Raw genomic sequence first — 24,826 nt, 5'->3', positions numbered from 1 at the left:
TAGCACACCCACAAAAAAGCGCGTTCGTTTGGTATTGATTTAATGTCAATACAAAACGAACGCGCTTATGGTTTCAATCTCAGAATTTTTTCACGTCAGCGCTTACTGAGCAGTACTTATGTGTCGACGCTTACAGATCAGCGCGTACTGATAGCTGCATCTAAACAATGAAGCCTAAGTCCCTCATTAACGTTAGCTCATACCTTTAATTTTAACGTTAGGAGCCGGCAAATCCCAAATATAAAACTTACCGTCTTCAACTAACTTGATTTGTTGACGAATAATACTGTTGTCAGGTACTTGTTGCTCAAGGCGACGCAGACGATCTAAGGCTTGGCTACGGCGATCGCTCAACAGATCTGACTGTGCCAAGCTTTGTTCTGCTTCGGTATAGCCAAGCGCTACTGCACGGTCCAGATACTTTTGGCCTTCTTTAAAGCCACCGCCTTCTGCTAGCATCATGCCATACAGAAAGTTGGCTTCCCCACTATCAGGCTTGTTTTTAATGGCGCGATCAACATACTGTCCACCACGTATCGTAAAGGCGGTACCTAAATCTAAGTTACGTCCCATACCGTTTAGTTTGGCCGCCCGCAGTAGCACATCATAAGACGCATTAGGCGCTTTGGCATAAGGTTCAATCCATTCAGCCAATACTTTGATTTTTTCACGGGTATTATGACGTTGGGTGCGGTTAGGAAAGTTTGGTGGATAGTGACGGGCGTTAGGAGACACTTCTGTGATGAAATCGTCAACCAAGCTGACATCTAGCTTATCGATACCTGAGCCTTGCTGCTGCGAGATTAACACCGTAGGCACAAAGCTAATATCTGACAGTCGCACTTGTGGTGTGGGGATACTAGAGAGCTGACCGCCGCTAATATCGATACCGGTACTGGTCATAGGCCCACGTTGATACACCAGAGTCGATCCAGTCAGCTCCGACGCACCAGGTATTTGTATTGGTTGTTGTGGCGGTACTGCTGCTGGTGCGGTACTAAATTGAACATTGCTTTGTTGTGAACTGTTTTGTTGTGAACTGCTGGGCTGTACGGTATTTGACTGTGCGCTAGTTTGAGTTGCAGCACTTACAGTAGCATTAGGCTGAGCCAGACGAATAACCCGTTTGCTGGAGTCGATAGCGCTAGGCGCACTAGTACTGATATCAGCAGTAGTTGCAGTATCAGGGGCAGCAATAGCAGGTGCCGCTAGCATCATAGTGCACGCTGCCGCTAGGGCAGTTAAGGTCGCAAGCTTAGGCGATTTAGTAAAATTATTAGGCGGGCTTATGGCTTTCATAGAAGTCGTTACCTTGTTTATTTAGCAGTTGTTTATTGTCATTAGCTTTAAAATAGAGAAAATAGTACAAACTTCCATTACCCTAGCAAATTAACCCTAATGTTATCAGTAGTAGGATTGTTAAAAATAAAAAATTGAGTAAGCTTAATTATGACTTCATCTATAAGTGCTGTTATAAATGATAGGCGGTAGTTTTCATACCATTGGCCATCCAGCGCATGGTAAAGCGTATAGGCGGTGACAGTGCGCCCCCCCCATTTTCTAATGCCACCTGACGATGGTGTAATTCTTCAATATCCATTTGCGCTAGTATTTCTCGTGACCGTTTGTCTTGCGCAGGGAGTTGCTCAATATGGTCTTGTAAATGCTCACTCACCTGTGCCTCAGTCTCCGCGACAAACCCTAAACTAAACTTATTAGAGATTGCCCCTGCCACCGCACCGAGTCCGAATGACATGCCATACCACAATGGGGTAAAGATACTGGCATGACTGCCCAATTCATCCAGACGGGTCTCACACCAGACCAGATGATCGATCTCTTCTACTGCTGATTCGTGCATAGCTTGCCTAACACCATCATTTTTTGCGGTAAAGGCTTGCCCATGATAAAGCCCTTGTGCACAGACTTCGCCCGTATGATTGACACGCATCAGCCCAGCGACATGTCTGGCTTCAGTAATGGTCAGCTCCGGAATATTATCACTACTGACCGGTAGCGGACGGGTACTGGGATTCGAATGCGGTACGACAGCCCGCAAGGCCTTGTCAACGCCAAGTAGTAAGTGATCAATCTTAGATAAAGAACGCAGTGCCATGATTAACACCTTATTGGTTTAGGTATGACCGAGGTCATATCGCTATTTATAGTTAGAACGTGAGGGTAACGGCTTAACGACTGCCGATAAACATTACTATAGCAAACAATACTGATTATCGGCATGGAAATTATAAGTTCAGCCGTCACTTTTTGACTGCGACTTGTTAACCAGCAGTCAAGGACGACATTGACTGTCGGTCCTGAATTAATCTAAGCGCTTGAGTACATCGTCATGAGTTTGTATAGTTGCCTGTTTAATATGTTTATTTAACTTAATATACAAAAATAATCCAAAGGCAATATTAAGTACGCCCGTGACTAAGAATAATTGCGGTAGCGTCATTCCTAGGCTATTCAATACGACGATAGCAAAGATGGCTGAACTGACCATGAATATGGCATTAAAGATATTATTAGCACCAACAATACGCGCGCGATGACTTTTTGGCGCATAAGCCTGCATTGAGGCATATAGCGGTACGATATATAAGCCGCCGCTGAACCCTAAAAAGAACAAGTCAGCAAACACCCGCCAACTACCAGGCACATTAGACAGCGCCCCAATACCTAACAGCGCTTCGGTATTAACATCGATGGACAATCCCGACAAGGAAAAGTACAAATCGATGGCGAAAATACTTAAGCCCGCAATACCAAAGGGTAGTAATCGCAAACTAACCTGATTTTTGGTGAAGGTTTTACATAGTAGTGAGCCGATAGATACCCCAACAGAAAACAAGGTCAGCAGGAAGATCACCACTGACTCATCTCCATGCAAGATAACTTTGCTAAATTCGGGGGTTTGGGTTAAAAATGTTGCACCATAAAACCAAAACCAACTGTTGCCTAGAATGACAAAGAATAAAAAGGGTAAAGAGTACAAATAGCGTACGGTCGCCATACTGGTGGTAAAGATATTCCAATTGATATCTAAATTAGGCTGCATTGCTGGCATGACAGGAATATATCGCGCCGCCATATAGCCTAATACCGCTACTACCAATACTGTCACACTGATCCAATATAAGGACTGTGGTAGCTGGGTCAATACGCCCGCAATAATCATACCGAGTAAGATGGCAAGTGAGGTACCCATTTGAAACAGACCATTGGCACCAACTAACTCATCTTCTTGCATCGCTTGGGGTAAATAGGCATATTTAATCGGGCCAAAAAAGGTTGAATGAGTACCCATCAAAAACAACGCCACAAACAATAGCGTATACCACTCAAATACGAAGCCTACTGCCGCGATCACCATGATGACTATTTCAAGCAACTTAATAAATCGCGTCAGTTTTGATTTTTCAAATTTATCGGCAATTTGCCCTGCCAATGCTGAAAATAAGAAGTAGGGCAAAATAAATAGCATTGCCGCCAAGTTATTTAGAATACTAACTGCTACGCCCATTTGGCTGGCAGCAGTGTAGGTCAACACTAATATTAGCGCTTGCTTAAAAACATTGTCGTTAAAAGCACCTAAAAACTGGGTGAAAAACATGGCGCTAAAACGGCGGCGCTTAAATAACTGAAACTGATTTGCCATGAAGACTCCTACAAGCGGATGGCGTCTAGTAAGTTGAGTGGACGAGCTATATTAAGGCTAACTATATAAAGCTAACGCGCTTCTAGTATTCAAATTATTATCCGTAATTGTGAATAGTATCAAAAACTTATCAAAATATAAGATAGGTTTTATCAATGTTAGGTCGTATAATAGCAAGGCTCTACAGGAAATACATGCGCCCGGTGCTATGATTTGATAATTAACTAAGTTATGATTTGTGATTTGTGATTTGTGATTTGTGATTTTTATGGATCTATAGGGGTCAAAGGCCTGGTAAAAACCACTAACAGCAATACTATCATGTTATTTCAGAACAACTGTCAAGCGTTATTAGCGCTACGGCATCAGCCAGATAATATCAACCACGTACGACAGGTTTATTCACCCATAAGACTAGGTGACTAGTATCTTCAGTAATCTTGTGCCGTGTTAGGCGATAGGAAGTAAGTAATCATGAGACATCAGCCTTCAATTATAGCGCGCAACTTGCCTCGCAAAATTTTTGCTCGCTCAGCGATCTTTACTGCTCTTGCCAGCAGCTTAGTTGGCTTTGGTGTGGCACCCGCGATAGCTGCTGATTCTGATGGTAGTAACAATAACAGCGCTAATAGCAATGTTAATAATAGTTCAGAAGTGTCTGGCTCAGATGCCCAGCTTGATGACGCCTTGGACGCGTTACGTCTAAAAAAGGCGGTAGAACAAGGCATTATCGATCGATCGGTACTTTATGATTATACCGAACAAAATTTAGATATTGAACTTCAGAAAAACCCAGCAGCTCAGTCGAATAATGATGACGAATCAGACATCTCGACTAGTGCTCAGCAGACTATGCTTAATGAGCGTTTGCAACAACAAGCCGCAATGGTACAACAGCAGGGTTATCAAATGATGACGCCTGAGCAGATTGAGCGCGAGCTTGACGCTATGGATGCCCAAAATAATGGTGGTGACATTAATGGCAATAACGGCTTTGATATACCCGTTGCCACTCTAGACGGTCGCGCGCCACCTATTGGCTTAGATGTTAGTCTAGATGCGGCCAGTTTACTCGCACCTACGAACCTCGACACTTTGGGCAGGAACGAGACCGCTGCCGAGCGCGCGGAGACCGCCGAGATTATGGCGCGTCCTATTAGCGTGAGTGACGCTGTCAGTAGTGGACGTGCTGATGCGAGCGTATACATTAATCAACAAGTTGATCCCGCAAAAACCTTAGCACAGCAAGCGCGTAAGCCGGTCACTGGAGCGGGCAATACTACAACGGATATTCAAGCACAGATTAGTGCTGGCAAGTTACCCACTGTACCGGATACAGTAGACGGCACAGAAAATAGGTCAGAGAAGCTGCTAGATCCTGATGATTATTTGCCAGACTATCAAGTGGCGACCGAGACTCAAGCGGTCAGTGATAGCATCGCACAAGCGTCCAAGCCCAAACCACGCGCTCGCGATAGTAGCAACTTTATTAAGCGTTTATACAATCGCTTTTTCAATAGCGGCTATACAGCATTGCCAAACGTCGAAACGACGGTTTATTTACAGCAAGCTCCTGCTGCCAGCGATGTGAGTGCCGTCAACGCACCACCAAAACTTATAAAAGCTGACGATGACATTCAACCTATCAACAACATTAAAGCCGCGCTTGATGATATCACGGTGCAATCAGTGGTTGATTTCACTGCTGCTTTACCGCGTCTGCGCCAAACCGCGTTGGATGCTGCCCGCGTTGTTGGCTATTACGACATTACCTTAAAATTGCGCCAGCCTAACTCTGATACCATCGATGTCATCATCGAAAATCTTGGTGAGCCAGTACGTGTTGACAGCCGCATCGTTGATGTTCGTGGTGCAGGTATTGAGCTACCAGAATACCAAACGCTTGAGAAAGAGTTGCCGCCCAAAGAGGGTGACATATTCAATCACCGTGTCTATAAAAATAGTAAGGCGGCGCTTGAGGGCTTGAGCGGCACTTACGGTTATTTTGATCAATATTGGCTAAACAAATCGGTCGACATCATTTTGCCGGATAATACCGCAGATGTCTCGCTAGTGTATAACACTGGGGACCGTTATGAGTTCGATGACGTGGTGTTTTTTACTTACGATAGAGAGTCTGGCACGCTCACCCAAGACCCTGATAAACTGCCTGTAGAGACGTCACTACTGCGTCAATTGTACAATTTTAAGGCCGGCGACCCCTTTTATCGTCCTGATATTACCAAGTTCAGTAACGATCTATCAGCCACTCGTTATTTCAATACGGTCAACGTCGAGACCATCTTACCGCCAGATGAGCGCAGCGCAGGCAGTTCTTTAGCCTTTGATAACACGCCTACAAATAGCGAGGAGGGTATTGGTATTGATAATAATGACCTCGATGGAGATGTGAATAGTGACGGTCTATTGAATACCTCAAATACAAGCAATGGATCCAGTCAAGGTCGTTCTGGCAGCCGCACTAATAATGGTAGTGTGGCCATTAATAATGATGATGATGCCAACGTTAATGACAATACTAATACCGATGCTAATACCGATGACAATAATAGTACCACGGTTAATGAAAATGACATTGCACCTATTGAGTTTGAAGTAGACGAGGAAACCTATGAAAAGTTACTTGCCATTAGACAAAAAGCAGATCGTTTAAGCCGTTTGCCCACCGATCGTGTGCTTGATGAAAAGACGCAAGAAACAGACACTATTTTAGGTAAGATTAGTGATTCCATTAGCAACGTCGCTAAAAAGATATTCCCGGATGAAAAAAGTTTAATCGCTGATGAAAACTTTGTACCGCCAACGCTTGAAGGTCGTAAGACCCCTGAGCAAGTAGCAGAAAGTAAGAAAGTACCCCTATATGTGTTTGTGTCTTCTGATAAACCACGTGATGCGCAAGCGGGCCTAGGTTATGGAACGGATACCGGCGTGCGAGCTACCGCAAAAATAGATTATAACTTAATCAACCGTAAGGGCTACCAAGCAGGTGCAGAGGTAGAATTATCACGCATTAGTAAAAATGCGACTGTTTACGGCATTCGCCCGTTGACCCATCCGCTTAATGATAAGCTCGAAGCGCGTCTGACATATAAAGAGGAGATCATCGATCAAGGTGAAGGTAATTTTGATTTGTCGACCCAAACTTTAAAGGCTGCATTAGGCCGTAATATCCATCGTGAAAATGGCTGGGATAGTAGCTACTTTGTGCGTTATCGACTAGATGAATTAGAGACGGGCGTCGATGACGCTGCTTTAGATGATTTGCCGATTCGCTTTATTTCCTCTAAGCCTCAGCAACAGGCGCTGCTATTTGGTTATGGTGTAAGCAAAACTAGTGTGGATAATGCCATCAATCCTACCCGTGGTATTCGTCAGTACTACAGTATTGAGGCTGGATCAGACAGTCTGCTTAGCGATACTAATTTGGCGATTGTCAATGCTGGGGTTAGTGGTCTTTATAGTTTTGGTGAGGATAATAGACACCAGGTGCTTGGCCGCTTTACTGGCGGCTATATTTGGGCTGACGACTTTAATGATGTGCCCTACAAATTACGCTTTTTTGCCGGTGGCGATCAAAGTCTGCGCGGTTATGATTTTGAGAGTCTCTCGCCGCTAGAAAAAGGCTTTTTAGCTGGTGGGCAAATACTAGCCGTGGGTAGTGCTGAATATAATTATGAATTTAAACCGGGCTTCCGTGGGGCGTTATTTAGCGATGTGGGTAATGCTTATGACAAAGATTTTAAGACTGATACCAAGGTCGGCGTCGGCGTTGGTATTCGCTGGGCCTCACCTGTAGGTGTCGTGCGGGTTGATATTGCCGCTGGTGTAACAGAAGAGAGTATTCCAATTAGACTGCATTTCTTTATCGGCTCGCCTTTATAAGCAAATAAGTAAGTGGTAAGCTCACTAAGCGTCACCCCTGCATGGCATCAATCTTATTGTATTAGCGATGAGCTGATGCCGAACCTATCTTAACCCAGTTGAGTGTCATATTGAACAATCATACCCCGCCCACCCCTGAGCCATTGGACGAAGATCCGGCGCAAAGAGACGCGCGTGCCGTACGTCGTTGGTATCCGCTATCCTTTGTACTCAAGCTATTGGCACTGGTTGTTATTGTGCTGATGATTATGTTTGCAGTATTTTTTTATATGATAGGCACGGACTCAGGTACTAAGTTTATATTAGAAAAGATTAGTGCGGAGACGGGAATTGAGTTTAAATATGGCCGTGGTAACTTACGTGATGGCATTTGGGTCACGGACATCGATATCGAAGCGACTGACGATTTAGAAATATTAGTAGATAAGGCTTATATTAAGATTGGCTGGCGCGCTATTTTTGCCAAAGAAGTCCATCTACGTGATGCTGATATCGAGCGTATTGAAATCATCAATAAAAAGCCACCAACTGGCAAGCCGTTCGATTATAGAACCCTTAAGCTACCGGTTAATCTGCGCTTTGATCAAGCAAAAATAAAGACTATCGTCTACAACCAAGTCACTAAAAATCCTCTTGTTATTCATAATATAACGGCTCGTGATTTGACCTGGGTAGGCAGTAAGATCACTGTCGGTCGCGGCGACTTACGCTATGCCGACACAGTCAAAATCAGTGCTTTACAGGGTAATATTGATTTACAGGGTGATTATCCGCTGGACTTTACCGCGATTGCTGAGGTTAGTGGCTTAGAAAAAGTCTATATCGATCCGCTAGACATCACTGCAACCGGTAGTTTGAAACGCACGGTAGGTAAGGTAAGTAGCCGCTACAATGACGGCGACGTGAGTGGTGATATCGTCGTACAAGGACTCGATAAAGGGGCACCGTTCCAAGCCAAGTTGCAATGGGATGACATCCTGATACCGTATGCGGATGAGCAAAATATCCATCTAAAAAGTGGTACGCTAGTCGCCGATGGTGTTATCTCTGAAATAAGGTTACGGATTAATGCTGAACTAACAGCAAAAGATATTCCATCAGGACATTATCAAGGTCGTGCAGTCATTGAGAACAAGCAACTGCGTATTGATCGCCTAAGCGCTAATGTTCCAGCAGGACGCTTGATGCTACAAGGTATTTTAGATTGGAAACAGAGCTTTGATGCCAAAGTAGTGGCGACCAGTAGTGATTTTGACATTCGCCGTGCCATTCCCAAAGAGTATACCGATTACAAGGTATATGCGCCGCAAAAGCTTGATGGTAAGCTATTCGTACATTACCAACAAAAAAATACCACGGGCAATCTACAGCTCAATGCTGACTTAAAACAACGTGATGGTGAACACGTTAATGCCAAAATTATACGTGGCAAAGTGTTAGCGAAATCCAAGCAAAAAGCACCTATATATATTGATGCGACCTGGCAAAATCTGGTGCGCCGTCAATTACCAAATATTGGCAACGTTAATAGCCCTAGTGGCCAAGCGAGCGTCATCGTCCGTGGTTCACGCTTATCTGTTGATGCCAACGCAGTGATTAATGAGCTCAATGTCGCGCCTAAAGGCAACTATGATGTGCGCGTGCGTAAAGCCGGCAACGTCATAGATATCAATCGTTTGAACTACCAAGGTATCGTAGGTGACCTAGCTGGTAGTGGTCAAATTCAGTTGGCGACCAAAAATCGCCCGCTAAGGTGGCAGATTGATGCACGGACTACTGGCCTGTTGCCCAAAAAGTATCGTAGTGACTTGCCACTTGAGCGTCTTACTGGCCGCCTAAATGCGCGTGGGCGTCTGCTTAATATTAGCAAAAACCAGGTCAAAGGCCAGCGTCATATTATTAACTTCAGTAACACGGACTTGCAGGCGCAGCTAGACGCCTCACAGGACAGTCGTGCTATTGGTATTACCGGCGGCGGCAAGGCCAGTGTAGATATTATCGACGGTAAGCTGTCGGTCTTCGACGCACGCTTTGACGGCAATATCGATACTAAAGATGTGCCCAAAGGTCGCCTATCGATTGACGCGGCAGGTACGCCCAAGCTAATAAGTTTCCGTAAATTAAACTATAGCGGAGAAGCAGGTGCGGTTAAAGCCAAAGGTGTGATTGACTTACGCAACAATATTGGCTGGAACGTCAAAGGACGCTTTGATCAGTTCAATTTGGGTTATTTCTTACCGAACAACGCCGCGATTCTTACTGGCGACTTGACTACTAGTGGGCAGTGGCAGCCGGCGCCCAAAAACAACCCTAATGCTAAAGGTAAATTGCAGCGATTCGCCGTTGATTTCGCAGGCATGCTGGATGCTGAGCAGCTGCCAGCCGGTAGATTAACCCTCAATGCTAGCGGTGATGACAAGCTAATTCGCATCAAACGTTTTCGGCATGTAGGCGCGGCAGGTAGTATTGATGCCAAAGGAACTGTTGATGTGCGTCAAGGTATCGCTTGGGATATCAGCGCCGTTATGGATCGCTTTAATTTAGGCTACTTTCTTAAAGACACCCCAAGCGTCATTACCGGTTCATTCAACAGTGATGGACGCTGGACAAAGACGCAGCAAGTCATTAATTTAAATCAGCTCAACTTGAATGGCGTGCTAAAGGGTCGGCCCTTAAGTGCTAAAGGGAGCTTAAAAGCCAAGCTGCACTTACCTGAAGACTTAGCAAGCTATTTTAAGGGTCTGCAAAAGCAAGATGCCGAGGCGCAATATAAGCAAGTCAATGCCTTAATAGAGAGCCTAAATGCTGATAATTTAGTGATACGTTGGGGGGATAACTACCTGACTGCTAATGGCAATGCGAAGCAGCTACAGGCAAAAATTAACATCACCAGTCTCGATCAGCTGTCAAACAAGCTTGCGGGCAAAGTAACGGGTGGCGTCACCTTATCGCAGCCATCTGGGCAAGCGTTACCCACCATCTATATTGATCTGGTTGGTGAACGTATCGCACTACCTGGATTTATTCTGCGTCAAGGTCGTATTCGTGGCAAGCTGGTTAATTTAGCCAACAGCCCAAGCCAGTTGATTATCAGTGCTGAAGGTCTGGACGCTGCTGGACAAACTTTTAAAAGTGTCAACGCCTCTTTTAATGGTACTGAGCAAGCGCACGTGGTCGATATTGAGGTTGCTAATGAGCAGCTTAAACTATCGGCGCGACTCAAAGGGGGCTTTAACCGTCAAAACCTCAGTTGGACGGGGGCGATCGGTAAAGGTCGCGTCAAATCCAAATATGCCACTTTGAACCAATTACAACCGGCGCAGCTGATTGTTAACTTACCGCAAAATAGTAAAGGCGGTAAAAAGAGTAATACAGGGGAGCTAAAAGTACAGCTGGCTGCCCACTGTTGGCAAGCAGAAGATCAAACCGGCAAGCTATGTCTGCGTGAGAACCTTATTGCTTCAGCAGCAGCGGGACAAGTTAATCTGGCGGTACAAAAGTTGGATACCTCGCTGTTTGCCGTGTTCTTACCTAAAGACATCGATTGGCATGGCAAAATTAATGGTCGAGCAATCGTTGGCTGGCAGCGTGGCAAGCCGCCGACCATTAATACCACCTTATATTCTGACAACGGTAAGATTGGCCTCATTCAAGATGGTGATGCTGCACCTGTTACCTTGCCTTATAAGCGCGTGTCGCTCATCGCACTATCTGTTCCGGAAGGACTAAAACTGCGAACTGATATTAATACCGGTCGCGGTGGCCGTGGTTACGCTGAGGTAATCGTCGACCCTTACAAGACCCCGAAGCCTATTTCAGGTGCACTAGTGCTCAATGAGCTTAACTTAGCAATTTTCAAACCTTTCTTCCCTGGGATGCGCGTACTTGAGGGCAATATTACGATGGCAGGTGGCCTGGGTGGCACGCTTGAGAAACCACAGTTTTATGGCGATGTTGACTTGATGGATGGTCGCGTCGCTATGCTGGACTTACCGATTAATTTGACTAACGTTAATGTCGCGGCCAAAATCCGTGGTACGCAAGCGACGATTGATGGAAAATTTAATAGTGGTACTGGTAAAGGCACCTTAACAGGTACTGTCGATTGGCGACAAAAACTACAAGCTAAGCTCAGTGTTGTCGGTGAGCGCTTAGTACTGACCCAGCCACCGTTATTGTTGGCTGAAATTAATCCTGATATTGACATCATCGTGCGCCCAGGCGACCGCTATGTCAAAATCGAAGGGGCCATCAGTGTGCCATCAGCGACCATTCGCCCACCTGAGGCTAGTGAAGACATTATCACCCAAACCGAAGATGCGGTAGTTCTTGATCGACGCTTAATTGGTAATATTGATGAGGTTTTGGCCATCTCAAAACCATGGTCGATCAACGCAGACATCGGTATTGATTTGGGTGATGATATTAACTTCCGAGGCTTTGGGGCTGTTATTCCGCTTGCTGGTGCTATCAACATCACCCAAAACGGCCAAGGTATCATGCGTGCTAAAGGCGTAGTACAAGCCTCACGTCGTACTAATATCAATATTTTTGGTCAGAGTTTAGAGCTCAATTATGGCCAAGTGCGTTTTAATGGTAATGTATTGAAGCCGAATCTGAGTATTGAGGCGGTAAAAATCATCAATGGCAAAACGGTTGGTCTACGGGTCAAAGGTAATACTGAAAATCCGAATATTGTGGTCTTTAATAATGCAGGGCTTACGCAACAACAAGCAATGAATGCCTTGATTACAGGTCGAATCAATAATACCAGTGCGACTCAGATTAGTGAGCAAGGCTTTAAATCTGAGGTGACCAATAATTTGGCTGCGGCTGGATTGAGCTTTGGTTTGAGTGGCACGCGCAGCTTAACCAACCAGATCGGACAAGCCTTTGGTCTACAAAGCTTAACGGTTGATGCGTCAGGAACCAGTGAAGACACCAATGTCAACGTCACTGGCTATGTCACACCTGACTTATATATTCGCTATGGGGTAGGTGTCTTCAACGCGCAAAACAGCTTATCTGTTCGTTATCAGCTTACCCGCCGTATCTATGTTGAAGCGACTTCTGCTGCGGAAAATGCGGTAGATGTGGTCTATAGCTGGCAATTTTAGCGCTGGCAAGTGTGAGTAATGGGCGGTTTGGCTGTTGATATTATCAGTTCAGTTCAGTTCAGCTTAGTTAAGCCTATTGATTTTTAGTGTCCTTGATCAACACAATAAACCTTGTCCAATAAAAAAACGCCTCTGATTGGCGTTTTTTTATGGTTGTCAGACGATCGACGATTAAATTATTGCTAGCATATAAGCTATTTGGTCAGGATTAAGCGATTATTGCGGGTTAGCCGCAAGCGATATTCTTCGCCCTCATGCTCAATACGTACTTCTTTAGTTAGCGCAAATAGATGCTGTGATTGCAGCGTAGGCAGACGATTTTCACGGCAATTTAGATAACGAGAGATAACCATGCTCATAATGAATTCCTTTTGTCTTTTTGGTAAGTGGCTGGCTGGATAGTAAATAATAATCAATATAAACAGCGTTGAGCTAAGCAAAGGACACGCTGAATAAATCTAATTAACGATAATAATTATCATTTATATTAATATAATTTACAAGGCAATTGGTAAAATAAATGTTAAGTATTGAGTAAACTTATGTAACTATACTTATTGTTTTCTTATAAAACCGGCACTGACTACCCTTCGCTGCATAAATCAATTACTTAAAACACTGTTAATGACATAACAGGCACTCTTCTAGGAAACAGTCATGTTAAATAAGACAAAACAGCAAATTAGTACTGATGATAAGGCGGTCGCTGGCAGAACGGTGGCTACCCAAGCAAGGGTCACTGTCGCTGTGGCAGTGATACATTACCAACAGCAGTACTTACTTGGGTTTCGTAGTTCTACACAGCACCAAGGCAACCGCTATGAGTTTGCCGGCGGTAAGACAGATGAGCATGAAACTGTGTCAGCGGCCTTAGTACGTGAGGTTGGTGAGGAGACTGGTATTGATATTCAGAACAACAATCTCGTCAAGCTTGGCCGTTTGCATCATGATTATGGTGATAAGCAAGTATGTCTGCAGGTATACAAGGTGGCGCTGACAGCAGAGCAGTATAAGCAGCATCAACACTGCGACTATGGATTAGAAGGTCAAGCATTAACTTGGGTAGACAAAATCCCACTACTGGCAGGCCATTATCCGCTACCAGCGGCTAACCGGACTATTTTGGCATGGCTACAGCTACCAGCGCAGATAACGATTACGCATCCGTTAGCACCATTTAGCGAATATACTGATGTTAGCAATGCTTGGTTTGATTACCACCAACAGCGCATTTCTAAAGGAGCTTGGGTATACATACGCACTAAAGCCGCAGAGCTAGAAAACACACTTACCAAAGCCAAGCGGACTACTGATGCGGAACTTGCGATTCAGCTAATGCGCTTGCGACCTGATATTCATAGCATCGTAACTTATGATTATGCTCATCAAGATTATGCTCATCAAATAGTGCAGCAGCCTAATTCGCTCGAAATAACACAATTAGCAACCAGCAATGAAAACGTCAAAATTTCTAAGCATATTGACACCACTAAGCAGGTTATGGCTTGCCACTTGACCCATCATGAAGTGATGCAGTGGTTCAATGCCTATATAGACAATGACTGTCAAGATAATGATTCTAAAAAGAGTGTTCCTGCAGGCGATTTCTCTAAAGACCAGTCCAAAGGCAGTCGATCTTCTTTAGACGGTCAGCTATCCAGATTGCCGTTAATAGCTTTGCCATTAATAATAAGTTGCCATGATGCGGATAGCATTTATGCTGCCAATCAACTCGCTGCGACGCGCTTACAAAATCAACTGTCACCCGTGATCGGTATCTTCTTATCACCAGTATTGGCCACTAAAACGCATCCTGATAGCGCGCCACTGGGATGGGAAGCATGGGCAGTATTAGCGCAGTTAGCTGATATGCCAGTCATTGGTTTGGGTGGGTTGTCACCACTGATGATTGATCAGGCTGAGCAGCATGGTGCGCTAAGTGTCGCCGGTATTCGTCAGTTCTTAGGGCAATAAAAGACTAATTATACAGTGCTGGGGTTTGGGTCTGTATGGTTAGTATGAAGCTGAGCTATGAATATAATAGAATGTAACTCATGAGTACAAATGATTGTTTTTCAACATGTTTTACAGTTTAGTAACTATATAACTAATATATGAAATAGACACAGAATTACTTACAAACTGTTGCCTTTTCCTACACTGCCGCACTGTTTTAATAGTAGCACTACCCTCAATATAGGATATGAGATTAAGGAGAGACTAAATCACTAATAATTAATTATGGCCTATTGATTCAGTTGAGTCTCTGTTATTAAACCAATCAAATCCAATTTTTTATACAACTATCAATGGTACGACTATGAAAACCAATAAGTTACCTGAATCAGCAGGGACTGACTCGCAGGCAGCTGGTTTTCAATCGCAGCAGATTAGCATAAATACTCGTCATCTGAGTGGCGATAAAATGAAACAGACCGGTAGCGCCAGTAATGACGCTAACGATGTCGATGAAGACTCACACTATCATGTAGAGGGGTGGCCTTCAAAAGATAACTATTCTGCATATAAGTGTTTCGACAACAGCTTAATAAAGGCACAAGAGTCTATTATGACTAAAGATACAAATATAATTACAACCACAATTACAACTATAAAAAACGACGATCTAGATAAACCCAGCATTGCCAGTGGCTACAAAAAAATGAATAAAACTGCTGATGTAGCGCCATTTATGACCCAGTTACCAGCTGCGTACATTGAGAAACTACAAAGCGATTTTGAACGAGACCTTGCTGAGCAGGACAGCGTAGAACAGGATAGCTTTAAGCAAAGTAATGCTAAGCCAGACGACAATATTCCACCATCAGTGACAGTCATCCCTAATATGTCTAGTACTGAAATACCAGAGCGATTCTTTATGAATGGATTGATCAAGCATACCGCGATTGCACTAGCGATTATTATACCGTTAGCGGCATTTTCAGCTTATGCCGCACCGCAAGCAACCCCAGCTGGCACAACGAATACAGCAACTACTAATAAGACCACTACTAATAAGACCACTACGGCTGCGACATTAGCAGTGACCCCAAGCGCCATCATTCATAAATCTGCAACGGTGCCAACGACTGTAGACAGTGTTGACCTCGAACAGTATGCGGGTACTTGGTATGAGATAGGGCGCTTGCCGATGTACTTTCAGCGCAACTGTGCTCGCGATGTGACCGCCACTTATACCGGAAAAACTGACGGTTCAGGCATTACCGTACTGAATGAGTGCATTGGCAAAGATGGCGCAGCCATTAGTGCTGAAGGACTGGCAAAAGTGGTTGATAATACTGGTAGTAAACTAAAAGTTACCTTTTTGCCTGCATGGATTCGTTGGTTGCCGGTAGGTCGTGCCGATTATTGGGTGCTAGCTCGTGATGCTAATTATCAAACCGCCTTAGTGGGCACGCCGGATAATAAATATCTATGGTTATTGGCGCGTTCGCCTAATATTACCCAGCAGACTTATGCCAAATACCGTGAGATTGCTCAGCAACAAGGCTATGATCTAAAAAAATTCAAGCTAACCACCCAGACCAAGCAAACGATTAATCTAGCTCCTTAAGCTATTTTTGCAATAAGGTGTATCTCAATGCGCTATATTATAGAGGTTGGTGTGCTAAAAAACTGTTCGACAAGGCAAAGGCAGCTGTATAGGCTGCCTTTGCCTTGTGAGTTTCTAAATAAATATCTAATAATCTACAATTTTTTGCCAAAGTTATCTACAGAATAGAGTAACTGCTATTAATAATGGTTATCACTGGCAAAAAAGGGCGTTCTGAGCTAAAATGTAGGCGATTTAACCGCACTAATAGCAATAACTTCTTGTAGTTATAACTTCGTTTTAATAAACGACTCGTTTATTCTTAGCTTTATCCTATTGCATACGTTATTGTTTTCATTACCCTATTTTGATTAATATCAAATTCTACCGACCATAAGGATGTTTCTCGTGAGCAACGCTGATACCTTACGCCACCTACATCAAGAGCATTTAAGCAATTATAATAACCAAGAGCAACAAGCTATCGAGCTGATTGGTCTACTTAATAAGCTGTATAACGAGCAAGACGTACAAATCACCCTGTTTGGTGAAATGCTTGATACCACCTCAGTTGGTCAAGTGTTGGCCTTGCATCAAAAAGCGGCAATACGTGAACAAGGTGCTAAGCCGATCGCTATTGCAGATACTTTAGCGATGGTTAAAGCAGTGGCGGCTAGCGATAATATTCAAGCAGCGCGAGTCGATGTGGGTCAGCTGATTGCTAATGACAGTGATATACAGGCCGTATTGCAGTCTATCAGCAATGATGAAACGGCTACTAACGGTGCGACTGATGTGGTGTTATATGGTTTCGGTCGTATTGGCCGTATTGTAACGCGTCTCTTGTTATCACAAGCGTCAAGTGCCAAGGGTCTACAATTAAAAGCGATTGTCGTACGTCCTGCTGCTGCAGGCGACTTAGCCAAACGTATCTCATTGCTTGAGCGTGACTCGATTCATGGTAGATTTTTAGGTGGCATCAGTATTGATGATGACAACAATGGCATGATTATTAACGGCCGTTTTGTACAAATCATTTACGCCAATGACCCAAGCGAAATTGACTATACTGCTTATGGTATCGATAATGCTTTGATTATTGATAATACTGGTATTTGGAAAGACGAAGCCGGTCTTGGCAAGCATTTGCAAGCTCAAGGTGTGAATAAGGTCCTACTCACTGCGCCTGCTGGTGGCGAGATTAAGAACGTGGTATATGGCGTTAATAATGACACTATCGGTGATGACCCTATCGTTAGTGCCGCCAGCTGTACCACCAACGCTATTACGCCCATGTTAAAAGTATTGAATGATGAGTATGGTATTAAAAATGGTCATGTGGAAACTATTCATTCATTTACTAACGACCAAAATTTGATTGATAATTATCACAAAGCGGATCGCCGTGGTCGTAGTGCCGTATTGAATATGGTGATTACCAGTACGGGTGCGGCAAAAGCAGCTGGCAAAGCGCTGCCAGAGTTGAGTGGCAAACTAACAGGCAACGCGATTCGTGTACCCACGCCAAACGTCAGCTTGGCAATTTTAAACTTGAATCTAAAAACGGCACCGCAAAGTGTTGATGCCCTAAATGAATTTATGCGTAACATATCTAACAGTAATCTGTGGCAATCACAAATTGCTTATACGGACTCAACTGAAGCAGTATCGACTGACTTTGTTGGGACGACTCACGTTGGCGTGGTTGATGCTCAAGCCACTATCCTCACTGACAATCAGGCCATTGTCTATATTTGGTATGACAATGAAGTGGGCTATAGTACTCAAGTACTGCGCTTAGCGAATCAGATGGCTGGTATTAGTTACACTCAAATTCCAGCATAAAGCCTCTAGTATAAGATTTCTAGTATAAAAGTTGGCACTGTTAGACATTGCTATATAAGCATGGTTCGAATGTCGTCCTTAAATGTTATACTGGCTATTATAGTTATCACTATTACACACAGCACCCGATAGTCCGATTGGTTATCGGGTGTTGTTGCCATAACAATGGCTAACATTAATTTTTAGACATCACCCTACGCTAGCGTAAACGCACCCACATAAAGCGTGCGAAAACAAACGTGGATATAAAGCGAATACAAACACAGTCACTGGCTGTAAACCAGATTGTAAATTAAGGAACGTAACATGCGATTTATTGATGAAGCTGTCGTAACGGTAAAAGCGGGTGACGGTGGCAACGGTATCGCCAGTTTTCGCCGAGAAAAATACGTCCCTCGTGGCGGTCCTGATGGTGGTGATGGGGGTACTGGTGGTGACGTTTATGTTATCACTGATGACAATACCAACACCTTAGTCGACTACCGTTATACCCGCCGTTATGATGCGATGCGCGGTGAAAATGGTCATAGTAAGAACTGCGCAGGCAAAGGTTCTGACATTGTTTACTTGCCAGTTCCTGTCGGTACCACTATTATCGATACTGAAACTGATGAAGTTATCGGTGATATGATTGAGATCGGCCAGACATTACTAATCGCCAAAGGTGGTGATGGTGGTTTGGGCAATACCCATTTCAAAAGCTCGACCAACCAAGCACCACGTAAAGCCACATCAGGTTTTGAAGGCGAGCTTAAAGTATTAAAGTTTGAGCTAAAAGTTGTGGCCGATGTTGGGCTAATTGGCCTACCGAATGCTGGCAAGTCTACTTTTATTCGTCAAGTTTCTGCGGCGAAGCCAAAAGTCGCCGATTATCCCTTTACCACCATCGTGCCAAATCTAGGTGTGGTTGATATTGGTCGCCATCGCTCATTTGTAATGGCTGATATCCCAGGACTCATTGAAGGCGCCTCAGAAGGCGCTGGTCTTGGTATACGCTTTTTAAAACATGTGGCACGTACACGTCGTTTGCTACATATCGTTGATGTACAGCCTATTGACGCTTCTGATCCAGTCAATAACGCGCGTATTATTTTAAATGAGCTTGAGCGTTTTTCGCCAGAATTAGCAAAATTGCCGCAAGTTCTAATCCTAAACAAGATTGATCAGGTGATTGATCCAGAAGAGTTAGACGAGCTGTGCAATCATATCGTCGCTGATCTCGGCTGGACTGGCATGGTATTTCGTACTTCAACCCTAATGGGTGAGGGTACTGACGCCGTGAAATATCATCTAATGAATGAGATTGAGCGTGAGCGTGAGCGTGAAGAAGAAGAACCGGAATTTGCTGAGGCGCAAAAAGCGCGTTTCGAGCGTTTAGAGGCAGAAGTGCGCCGTAATACTGAAGCACAACGTGAAGCGTACCGTGCTGCTCGCAAAGCGCAACGTGAAGGTGCCGACTTACCCGAAGACGATAGCTTTGATAGTGAAGGTTTTGACGACGATTTTGATGACGATGATTTTGATGACGATGATGGTGTTGAAGTGGTGTACGCCCCTTAATTTATCTTCATTATCAGAAAAGACTCATTTAAAGAGGATGTAAGCCAGTTGGCTAGCATCTTCTTTTAACTAATTTTTCAGCCCTTTATTTATAAAAAAAGTTCTTCAAACCAATCCCTGCAATATATAGGAGTTTTTATGGCAGATGACATGGAACAACCCACCGAAGAAGCAAGGTTTATTAAGCAAACTCGTAACTTTGATATTCAGCGCGTTATTGTCAAGATCGGCTCATCATTATTAACTAATAATGGTCGAGGGCTGGATCGAACTGCCATCTACGAGTGGGCAACCCAGATTGCTGAATTGCACAATCAGGGTGTGGAAGTGCTGTTGGTGTCATCAGGTGCGGTCGCTGAAGGTGTGGTACGCATGAACCTTGATGAGCGCCCAAAAAAGCTTGCAGCATTACAAGCCTGTGCCTCTATCGGCCAGATGGGCTTGATTGGTACCTGGTGGTCAGCACTTATCCAACATGGGATACAGAGCTCTCAGTTGTTGTTGACTCATGATGACTTGTCCAATCGTAGCCGTTACTTGAACACTACTAGTGCGTTGACTCAGCTATTAGAATGGCGTGTATTGCCGGTAATTAATGAAAACGATACCATCACTATTGATGAAATTAAGTTTGGCGACAATGATACCTTAGGCGCGATGGCAGCGGCGATGGTCAATGCTGACTTATACATTATATTAACTGATCAAGAAGGGGTATTTACTGACAATCCACGCGATAATCCCGATGCCAGAATGATTCGTCAAGAACGTGCGATGGCTGATTATTTATTTGATATTGCTGGTGATGGTGGCAAATTAGGCCGTGGTGGGATGTTGACTAAAATTCGTGCTGGTCGTTTGGCGGCAATGGGTGGCTGCCCGACAGTAATTGTCAGCGGTGCGATCGAAGATGTTATCACTCGTGTGGTGGCAGGTGAAGCGGTAGGTACATTGCTAACTACCAATGATGAGGACAAAATCATCGCTCGTAAACAGTGGATCGCGGCGCATTTACGGATGTCCGGTTCCCTGATTGTGGATGCTGGTGCGGCAACAGCACTGACCAAACATAACAGAAGCTTATTACCAGTTGGGGTAGTAGAAGTACGTGGCGACTTTGATGAAGGTGATGTAGTAGAGATTATTCATCAAGACACCAATGAGCGCTTAGCGGTTGGCCAAGTTAACTTCTCGTCTACCGATGCGCGCAGTGTTGCGCGTGAACGTACTGAGCAGTTCGATAGAATCTTGGGCAATAATGAAGAGCGCGTGGTCATGGTACATCGTGATAATTTAGCCTTGTCTATGTAAAAGAGTGGTCTATGGCTAACAGATACATAGCTGGCCTATTAATGCCATAACAGAACAATTCTTTATGGCATTAATTCTATATGTGCTTCAAACAATGACAATTACCTCCTCAATCAAAAATTTTTAAATTATCTCACCTACTTACTATTCTTATTTATCCTTATTTTTAACAATGATAATAATGAATATTGCATTATTTTGGAGATTTGTACATGAGCGCCTCAGACAATAGTAACTTGCCTAAGCAAAACTTTGCCCCCCTTAAAAATGACCGACTGCTGCGTGCGCTACGCTTTGAGACTGTCGATACCACGCCAGTATGGATGATGCGTCAAGCCGGGCGTTATTTACCAGAGTATAAAGCCACCCGCGCGGAAGCAGGCGATTTTATGAGCCTGTGCAAAGATACTGCCCGTGCCACGGAAGTGACATTGCAGCCGTTACGACGTATGGATCTAGATGCAGCGATTTTATTCAGTGACATACTGACTATTCCTGATGCTATGGGTTTGGGTCTGTACTTTGAGACTGGTGAAGGTCCTAAGTTTAAATATCCTATCCGTACGCAGGCAGATCTTGATCGGCTACCGACACTTGACGTCAATGACTCACTCGATTATGTTATGCGTGCAGTGACCAGTATCCGTACCGCACTAAACGGACAAGTGCCACTATTTGGCTTTTCAGGTAGTCCTTGGACCCTAGCTACTTATATGATTGAAGGGGGCAGCTCAAAAGACTATCGTTATACCAAAGGCTTTTTGTATAGCAACCCTGAGTTTTTGCATCAGCTGCTTGATAAAATTGCAATTTCTGTGATTGATTATCTAGATGCACAAGTGGTCGCTGGTGCGCAAATCTTACAGATATTTGACAGTTGGGGTGGTGCATTAGGCCATCGTCAGTTCATTGAATTTTCACATGCGTATAACAAGCGTATCGTTGCTGAGTTAAAAGTACGTCACCCTGATATTCCAGTGGTTTTATTCACCAAAGGTGGTGGCCTCTGGTTAGAGACTCAAGCAGATAGTGAAGCGGATGCATTGGGACTAGATTGGACCATGCCGCTTGATCGGGCGCGCCAAGTCTTGACTGCACAGCATAAACCATTACAGCGCAAAAAAGCCGTTCAAGGTAATTTAGACCCTGCGACCCTGTATGGCTCACCGGAAACTATCCGTTCGGAAGTGACGTTGATGCTCGATAGAGCTTACGCTTGTGGCGAGAAGACTGGCTATGTGGCAAACTTAGGTCATGGTATTACCCAATGGGTTAACCCTGATAATGCTAAAGTATTTATCGATGCGGTACATGACTATAAGCTTTAACAATCTATAAAATTAACCGCTTTTTGATTCAAGTAAATAGCGGTTTAAGACAAAATTCTGGACCGCTTTAGATATTTAGTGTTATATAGTTAACATACCTTAAAAACGCGACAAAAACGCGACGGTACTGCTGGCATACGCTTTTTGCAGCCTCTGTCTGCGTAGGCACAGCAAGCAAGAAAAACTTATGCCAGCAGTAGGTTATGTATCGATATTACTTTTCATTGACTATATATATTAGCGTTTATTTAGCAAACAAGGATTTCTTATGATTTCAGCAGCCATCGTCGGTGGAACAGGCTACACAGGTATCGAGCTCATTCGTCTGCTATCTGCACATCCTGAGGTGTCCATTGATTTATTGACTTCGCGTAGTGAGGCAGGAACGCGTGCTGATGAGATATTTCCAAGTTTGCGCGGTATTTCCGACATTGTTTTTAGTGACTTAGGTGATGATACGCTTGCCGCACTACAACGTTGCGACGTGGTGTTTTTTGCCACACCGCATGGGGTTGCTATGAAACAAGCACAAGCGCTAACCCAAGCGGGTGTTCGAGTCATTGATTTGGCCGCTGACTTTCGTTTACAGTCATTAACTGAGTTTGAGCAGTGGTATCAACAGCCACATGCTTGTCCAGAACTGTTAAAAACCGCTGTTTATGGTCTACCAGAAATCAATCGTGATAAGCTTGCAAATGCTTTGCTGGTCGGTAATCCTGGTTGCTACCCAACTACTGCTATTTTAGGATTAAAGCCTATTATAGAGGCGCAGAATAAACAAGCCATGCGCTTAATTGAAGCCCGTATTGTCATTGATGCCAAATCGGGAGTCTCAGGCGCTGGTCGCCAAGCAAGTATTGCCCTTAACTATGCCGAAACGACTGATAACTTTAAGGCGTATGGGGTGACCGGCCACCGTCACTTGCCAGAAATTGAACAAGGTATTGCCCAGTTATTAGACAGCCAGTTTACTCAGAGAGTCCGCTTTTTGCCACATTTAGTACCGATGATCCGCGGTATGTTTAGCTCTATTCACATGGAGTTAACCGAGGCTGGAAAAGCTATAGACTGGCAGCAAGCGTTTGAGACTGACTATGCTACAGAGGTTTTTATTGACATCATGCCAAGCGGTATTTATCCGGATACTCGTAGCGTGCGTGCCAGTAATCGCTTACGCATTGCAGTATATCAAGATAATGACCGCGCTGAGTTAACGGTATTGGTAGTACAAGATAATTTAGTGAAAGGTGCAGCAGGACAGGCGGTGCAAAACATGAATGTGATGTTTGGGCTTGATGAGACGTTGGGGTTAAATTTTGCACCGATTGTTCCTTAAGATATCTTTAAGCTGTTTGTAGCTATTTGATTTTTAACTTTTTTAGTCAGTAGTATTGGATGAATGTTACTTCATATATTTTAACATTGATCCTTTATTACTGAACCTTTACTGTTGGGTCATTCCTATTTACGATGCTAGGTATTGATTCTAAATTCCGTTATAATACAGCGCTCTTACTGTTACGAGATACACTCTAGATGCTTGTTAAGAATGCCCACCGCTTGCGCTCGCAGGTAGCTTCCTTGTCGTGCCAAGCTTCCGTATTAGACGATTCTGATCGCAGATTACAGTCTTCTTATCAAAGTATCGATAACATAATAAATACTAATACGACCCATAATTATATAAATGGCAAACAACAAGGTGCGTCGACCTTGGTATTAGCGTTATTTGTCGTGGCGGTACTAGTGACCGCTATTGTTGGGCTAATGTTTGGTCATAAGCTGGGTTACCAGCGTGGCTACTATTCCATGCAAACCGAAACCAAACAAGCTTTCATTAACAGTGAGCAGGCGACTAAAGAGCTCACAGAATTGCGTTTAAGTGATAAAATATTGACCAATCAAGCGGCTACCGCCAAGCAAGAGCTAACGATCAGTCTGTCAAATTTAGATGATCTGCGCCAGGCTCAGCAAGCACTAGAAATCGAAAATAAACAAATGGCTCAGCTTAATGAGTTATATGCTAATGTGATTGGTGAAAAAGGTGGTATGCCGTTACAAGTACTTGGCGCTAAGATTGCACCTCTACCTGAAAATGCTTTTGAATACGGTTTCGATATCGGTATGCTTGGTAGCGATGGACAAGCAAAAAATTTGCAGATCACTTTAACGCTACTTAATGATAATAGTTTGGTAGAAGTGCCGTTAGAGCCAGCGCGTTATAATATTCAGGGCATTGAACGTGTTCGTGGGCGCTTTGTCATGCCGTCAGGCTTTAAGCCCCTACAAATTAAGCTCAGCTTGAAGTCAGGAGCGCAGGAAGTAGAGCAATTGTATGATTGGAAGCTTGGTGCTATGGTTGATAATATGCCATTATCGCTCTTAGATTTACCAGAAGCAGACAAAAACCCTATTGATCCTGAGTGACTGTCCAGTTCTTAGTATTATCTGATGCTAGTAACTATTTAGTCTAGTAACCGTTTAATCTAGTAACTGTTTAGTCTAGTAGCTGTTTAGTCTAGTAGCTGTTTAGTCTAGTAACTGT

The 24,826-nt window shown here is 44.0% G+C and carries 14 protein-coding genes; 10 read left to right on the top strand and 4 right to left on the bottom strand.

Annotated elements, in window-relative coordinates; translation table 11 throughout:
- Positions 1 to 192: 192 nt before the first annotated feature.
- From H4W00_RS10630 to H4W00_RS10620, 3 genes are all read right to left on the bottom strand, one after another.
- Complete coding sequence (locus tag H4W00_RS10630; RefSeq protein WP_209958051.1) at positions 193 to 1,299, bottom strand: tetratricopeptide repeat protein; 1,107 nt, start codon at positions 1,297 to 1,299, stop codon at positions 193 to 195.
- A gap of 172 nt (positions 1,300 to 1,471) precedes the next feature.
- Positions 1,472 to 2,110, bottom strand: coding sequence for a 2-polyprenyl-3-methyl-6-methoxy-1,4-benzoquinone monooxygenase (gene coq7 / locus H4W00_RS10625; RefSeq protein WP_334685009.1), 639 nt, complete (start codon positions 2,108 to 2,110; stop codon positions 1,472 to 1,474).
- Positions 2,111 to 2,323: 213 nt separating this feature from the next.
- Positions 2,324 to 3,664, bottom strand: a complete 1,341-nt coding sequence (locus tag H4W00_RS10620) for an MFS transporter (protein WP_209958046.1) — start codon at positions 3,662 to 3,664, stop codon at positions 2,324 to 2,326.
- A 474-nt stretch (positions 3,665 to 4,138) separates the two neighbouring features.
- Here H4W00_RS10620 and H4W00_RS10615 point away from each other — a divergent pair, with 474 nt between their 5' ends.
- Positions 4,139 to 7,567 (top strand): autotransporter assembly complex protein TamA, encoded by a 3,429-nt coding sequence (locus tag H4W00_RS10615; RefSeq protein ID WP_209958044.1) that lies wholly within the window; start codon positions 4,139 to 4,141, stop codon positions 7,565 to 7,567.
- Positions 7,568 to 7,674: 107 nt separating this feature from the next.
- Entirely contained in the window at positions 7,675 to 12,684 is a 5,010-nt protein-coding gene (locus tag H4W00_RS10610; protein WP_209959185.1) for a translocation/assembly module TamB domain-containing protein, read from the top strand.
- A gap of 194 nt (positions 12,685 to 12,878) precedes the next feature.
- On the opposite strand, the gene hemP is transcribed toward H4W00_RS10610, so the two are convergent.
- On the bottom strand, positions 12,879 to 13,037 hold the full coding sequence (gene hemP, locus H4W00_RS10605) for a hemin uptake protein HemP (protein WP_227672156.1): 159 nt from the start codon (positions 13,035 to 13,037) through the stop codon (positions 12,879 to 12,881).
- Positions 13,038 to 13,341: 304 nt separating this feature from the next.
- On the opposite strand from hemP, the gene H4W00_RS10600 reads away from it, so the two are divergent.
- The 8 genes from H4W00_RS10600 (at position 13,342) to H4W00_RS10565 (ending at position 24,708) form a co-directional block, all read left to right on the top strand.
- Complete coding sequence (locus H4W00_RS10600; protein ID WP_209958042.1) at positions 13,342 to 14,658, top strand: NUDIX domain-containing protein; 1,317 nt, start codon at positions 13,342 to 13,344, stop codon at positions 14,656 to 14,658.
- Positions 14,659 to 15,004: 346 nt separating this feature from the next.
- Positions 15,005 to 16,258, top strand: coding sequence for a lipocalin family protein (locus H4W00_RS10595; RefSeq protein WP_209958040.1), 1,254 nt, complete (start codon positions 15,005 to 15,007; stop codon positions 16,256 to 16,258).
- 378 nt (positions 16,259 to 16,636) lie between these two features.
- Positions 16,637 to 18,082, top strand: coding sequence for a glyceraldehyde-3-phosphate dehydrogenase (locus tag H4W00_RS10590; RefSeq protein WP_209958038.1), 1,446 nt, complete (start codon positions 16,637 to 16,639; stop codon positions 18,080 to 18,082).
- Positions 18,083 to 18,388: 306 nt separating this feature from the next.
- Positions 18,389 to 19,642, top strand: coding sequence for an Obg family GTPase CgtA (gene cgtA, locus H4W00_RS10585; protein ID WP_209958035.1), 1,254 nt, complete (start codon positions 18,389 to 18,391; stop codon positions 19,640 to 19,642).
- Between the two features lie 138 nt (positions 19,643 to 19,780).
- On the top strand, positions 19,781 to 20,953 hold the full coding sequence (gene proB, locus H4W00_RS10580; RefSeq protein ID WP_209958033.1) for a glutamate 5-kinase: 1,173 nt from the start codon (positions 19,781 to 19,783) through the stop codon (positions 20,951 to 20,953).
- A gap of 212 nt (positions 20,954 to 21,165) precedes the next feature.
- Complete coding sequence (gene hemE, locus H4W00_RS10575) at positions 21,166 to 22,281, top strand: uroporphyrinogen decarboxylase (RefSeq protein WP_209958030.1); 1,116 nt, start codon at positions 21,166 to 21,168, stop codon at positions 22,279 to 22,281.
- Between the two features lie 268 nt (positions 22,282 to 22,549).
- On the top strand, positions 22,550 to 23,617 hold the full coding sequence (gene argC, locus H4W00_RS10570; protein WP_209958028.1) for an N-acetyl-gamma-glutamyl-phosphate reductase: 1,068 nt from the start codon (positions 22,550 to 22,552) through the stop codon (positions 23,615 to 23,617).
- Between the two features lie 200 nt (positions 23,618 to 23,817).
- A complete protein-coding gene (locus H4W00_RS10565; RefSeq protein WP_209958026.1) occupies positions 23,818 to 24,708 on the top strand; it encodes a hypothetical protein in 891 nt (296 codons plus the stop codon).
- Positions 24,709 to 24,826 lie beyond the last annotated feature (118 nt).

This window comes from Psychrobacter sp. PL19 (genome assembly GCF_017875835.1).
Lineage (GTDB): Bacteria > Pseudomonadota > Gammaproteobacteria > Pseudomonadales > Moraxellaceae > Psychrobacter.
The sequence above is the reverse complement of the archived record's forward strand: the minus strand, read 5'-3'. Positions and strand labels throughout refer to the sequence as shown.

Coding starts and splice junctions, on each gene's coding strand:
- H4W00_RS10630 (WP_209958051.1), bottom strand. CDS start 1,299: ATGAAAGCCATAAGCCCGCCTAATAATTTTACTAAATCGCCTAAGCTT.
- H4W00_RS10620 (WP_209958046.1), bottom strand. CDS start 3,664: ATGGCAAATCAGTTTCAGTTATTTAAGCGCCGCCGTTTTAGCGCCATG.
- H4W00_RS10615 (WP_209958044.1), top strand. CDS start 4,139: ATGAGACATCAGCCTTCAATTATAGCGCGCAACTTGCCTCGCAAAATT.
- hemP (WP_227672156.1), bottom strand. CDS start 13,037: ATGGTTATCTCTCGTTATCTAAATTGCCGTGAAAATCGTCTGCCTACG.
- H4W00_RS10600 (WP_209958042.1), top strand. CDS start 13,342: ATGTTAAATAAGACAAAACAGCAAATTAGTACTGATGATAAGGCGGTC.
- H4W00_RS10595 (WP_209958040.1), top strand. CDS start 15,005: ATGAAAACCAATAAGTTACCTGAATCAGCAGGGACTGACTCGCAGGCA.
- H4W00_RS10590 (WP_209958038.1), top strand. CDS start 16,637: ATGTTTCTCGTGAGCAACGCTGATACCTTACGCCACCTACATCAAGAG.
- cgtA (WP_209958035.1), top strand. CDS start 18,389: ATGCGATTTATTGATGAAGCTGTCGTAACGGTAAAAGCGGGTGACGGT.
- proB (WP_209958033.1), top strand. CDS start 19,781: ATGGCAGATGACATGGAACAACCCACCGAAGAAGCAAGGTTTATTAAG.
- hemE (WP_209958030.1), top strand. CDS start 21,166: ATGAGCGCCTCAGACAATAGTAACTTGCCTAAGCAAAACTTTGCCCCC.
- argC (WP_209958028.1), top strand. CDS start 22,550: ATGATTTCAGCAGCCATCGTCGGTGGAACAGGCTACACAGGTATCGAG.
- H4W00_RS10565 (WP_209958026.1), top strand. CDS start 23,818: ATGCTTGTTAAGAATGCCCACCGCTTGCGCTCGCAGGTAGCTTCCTTG.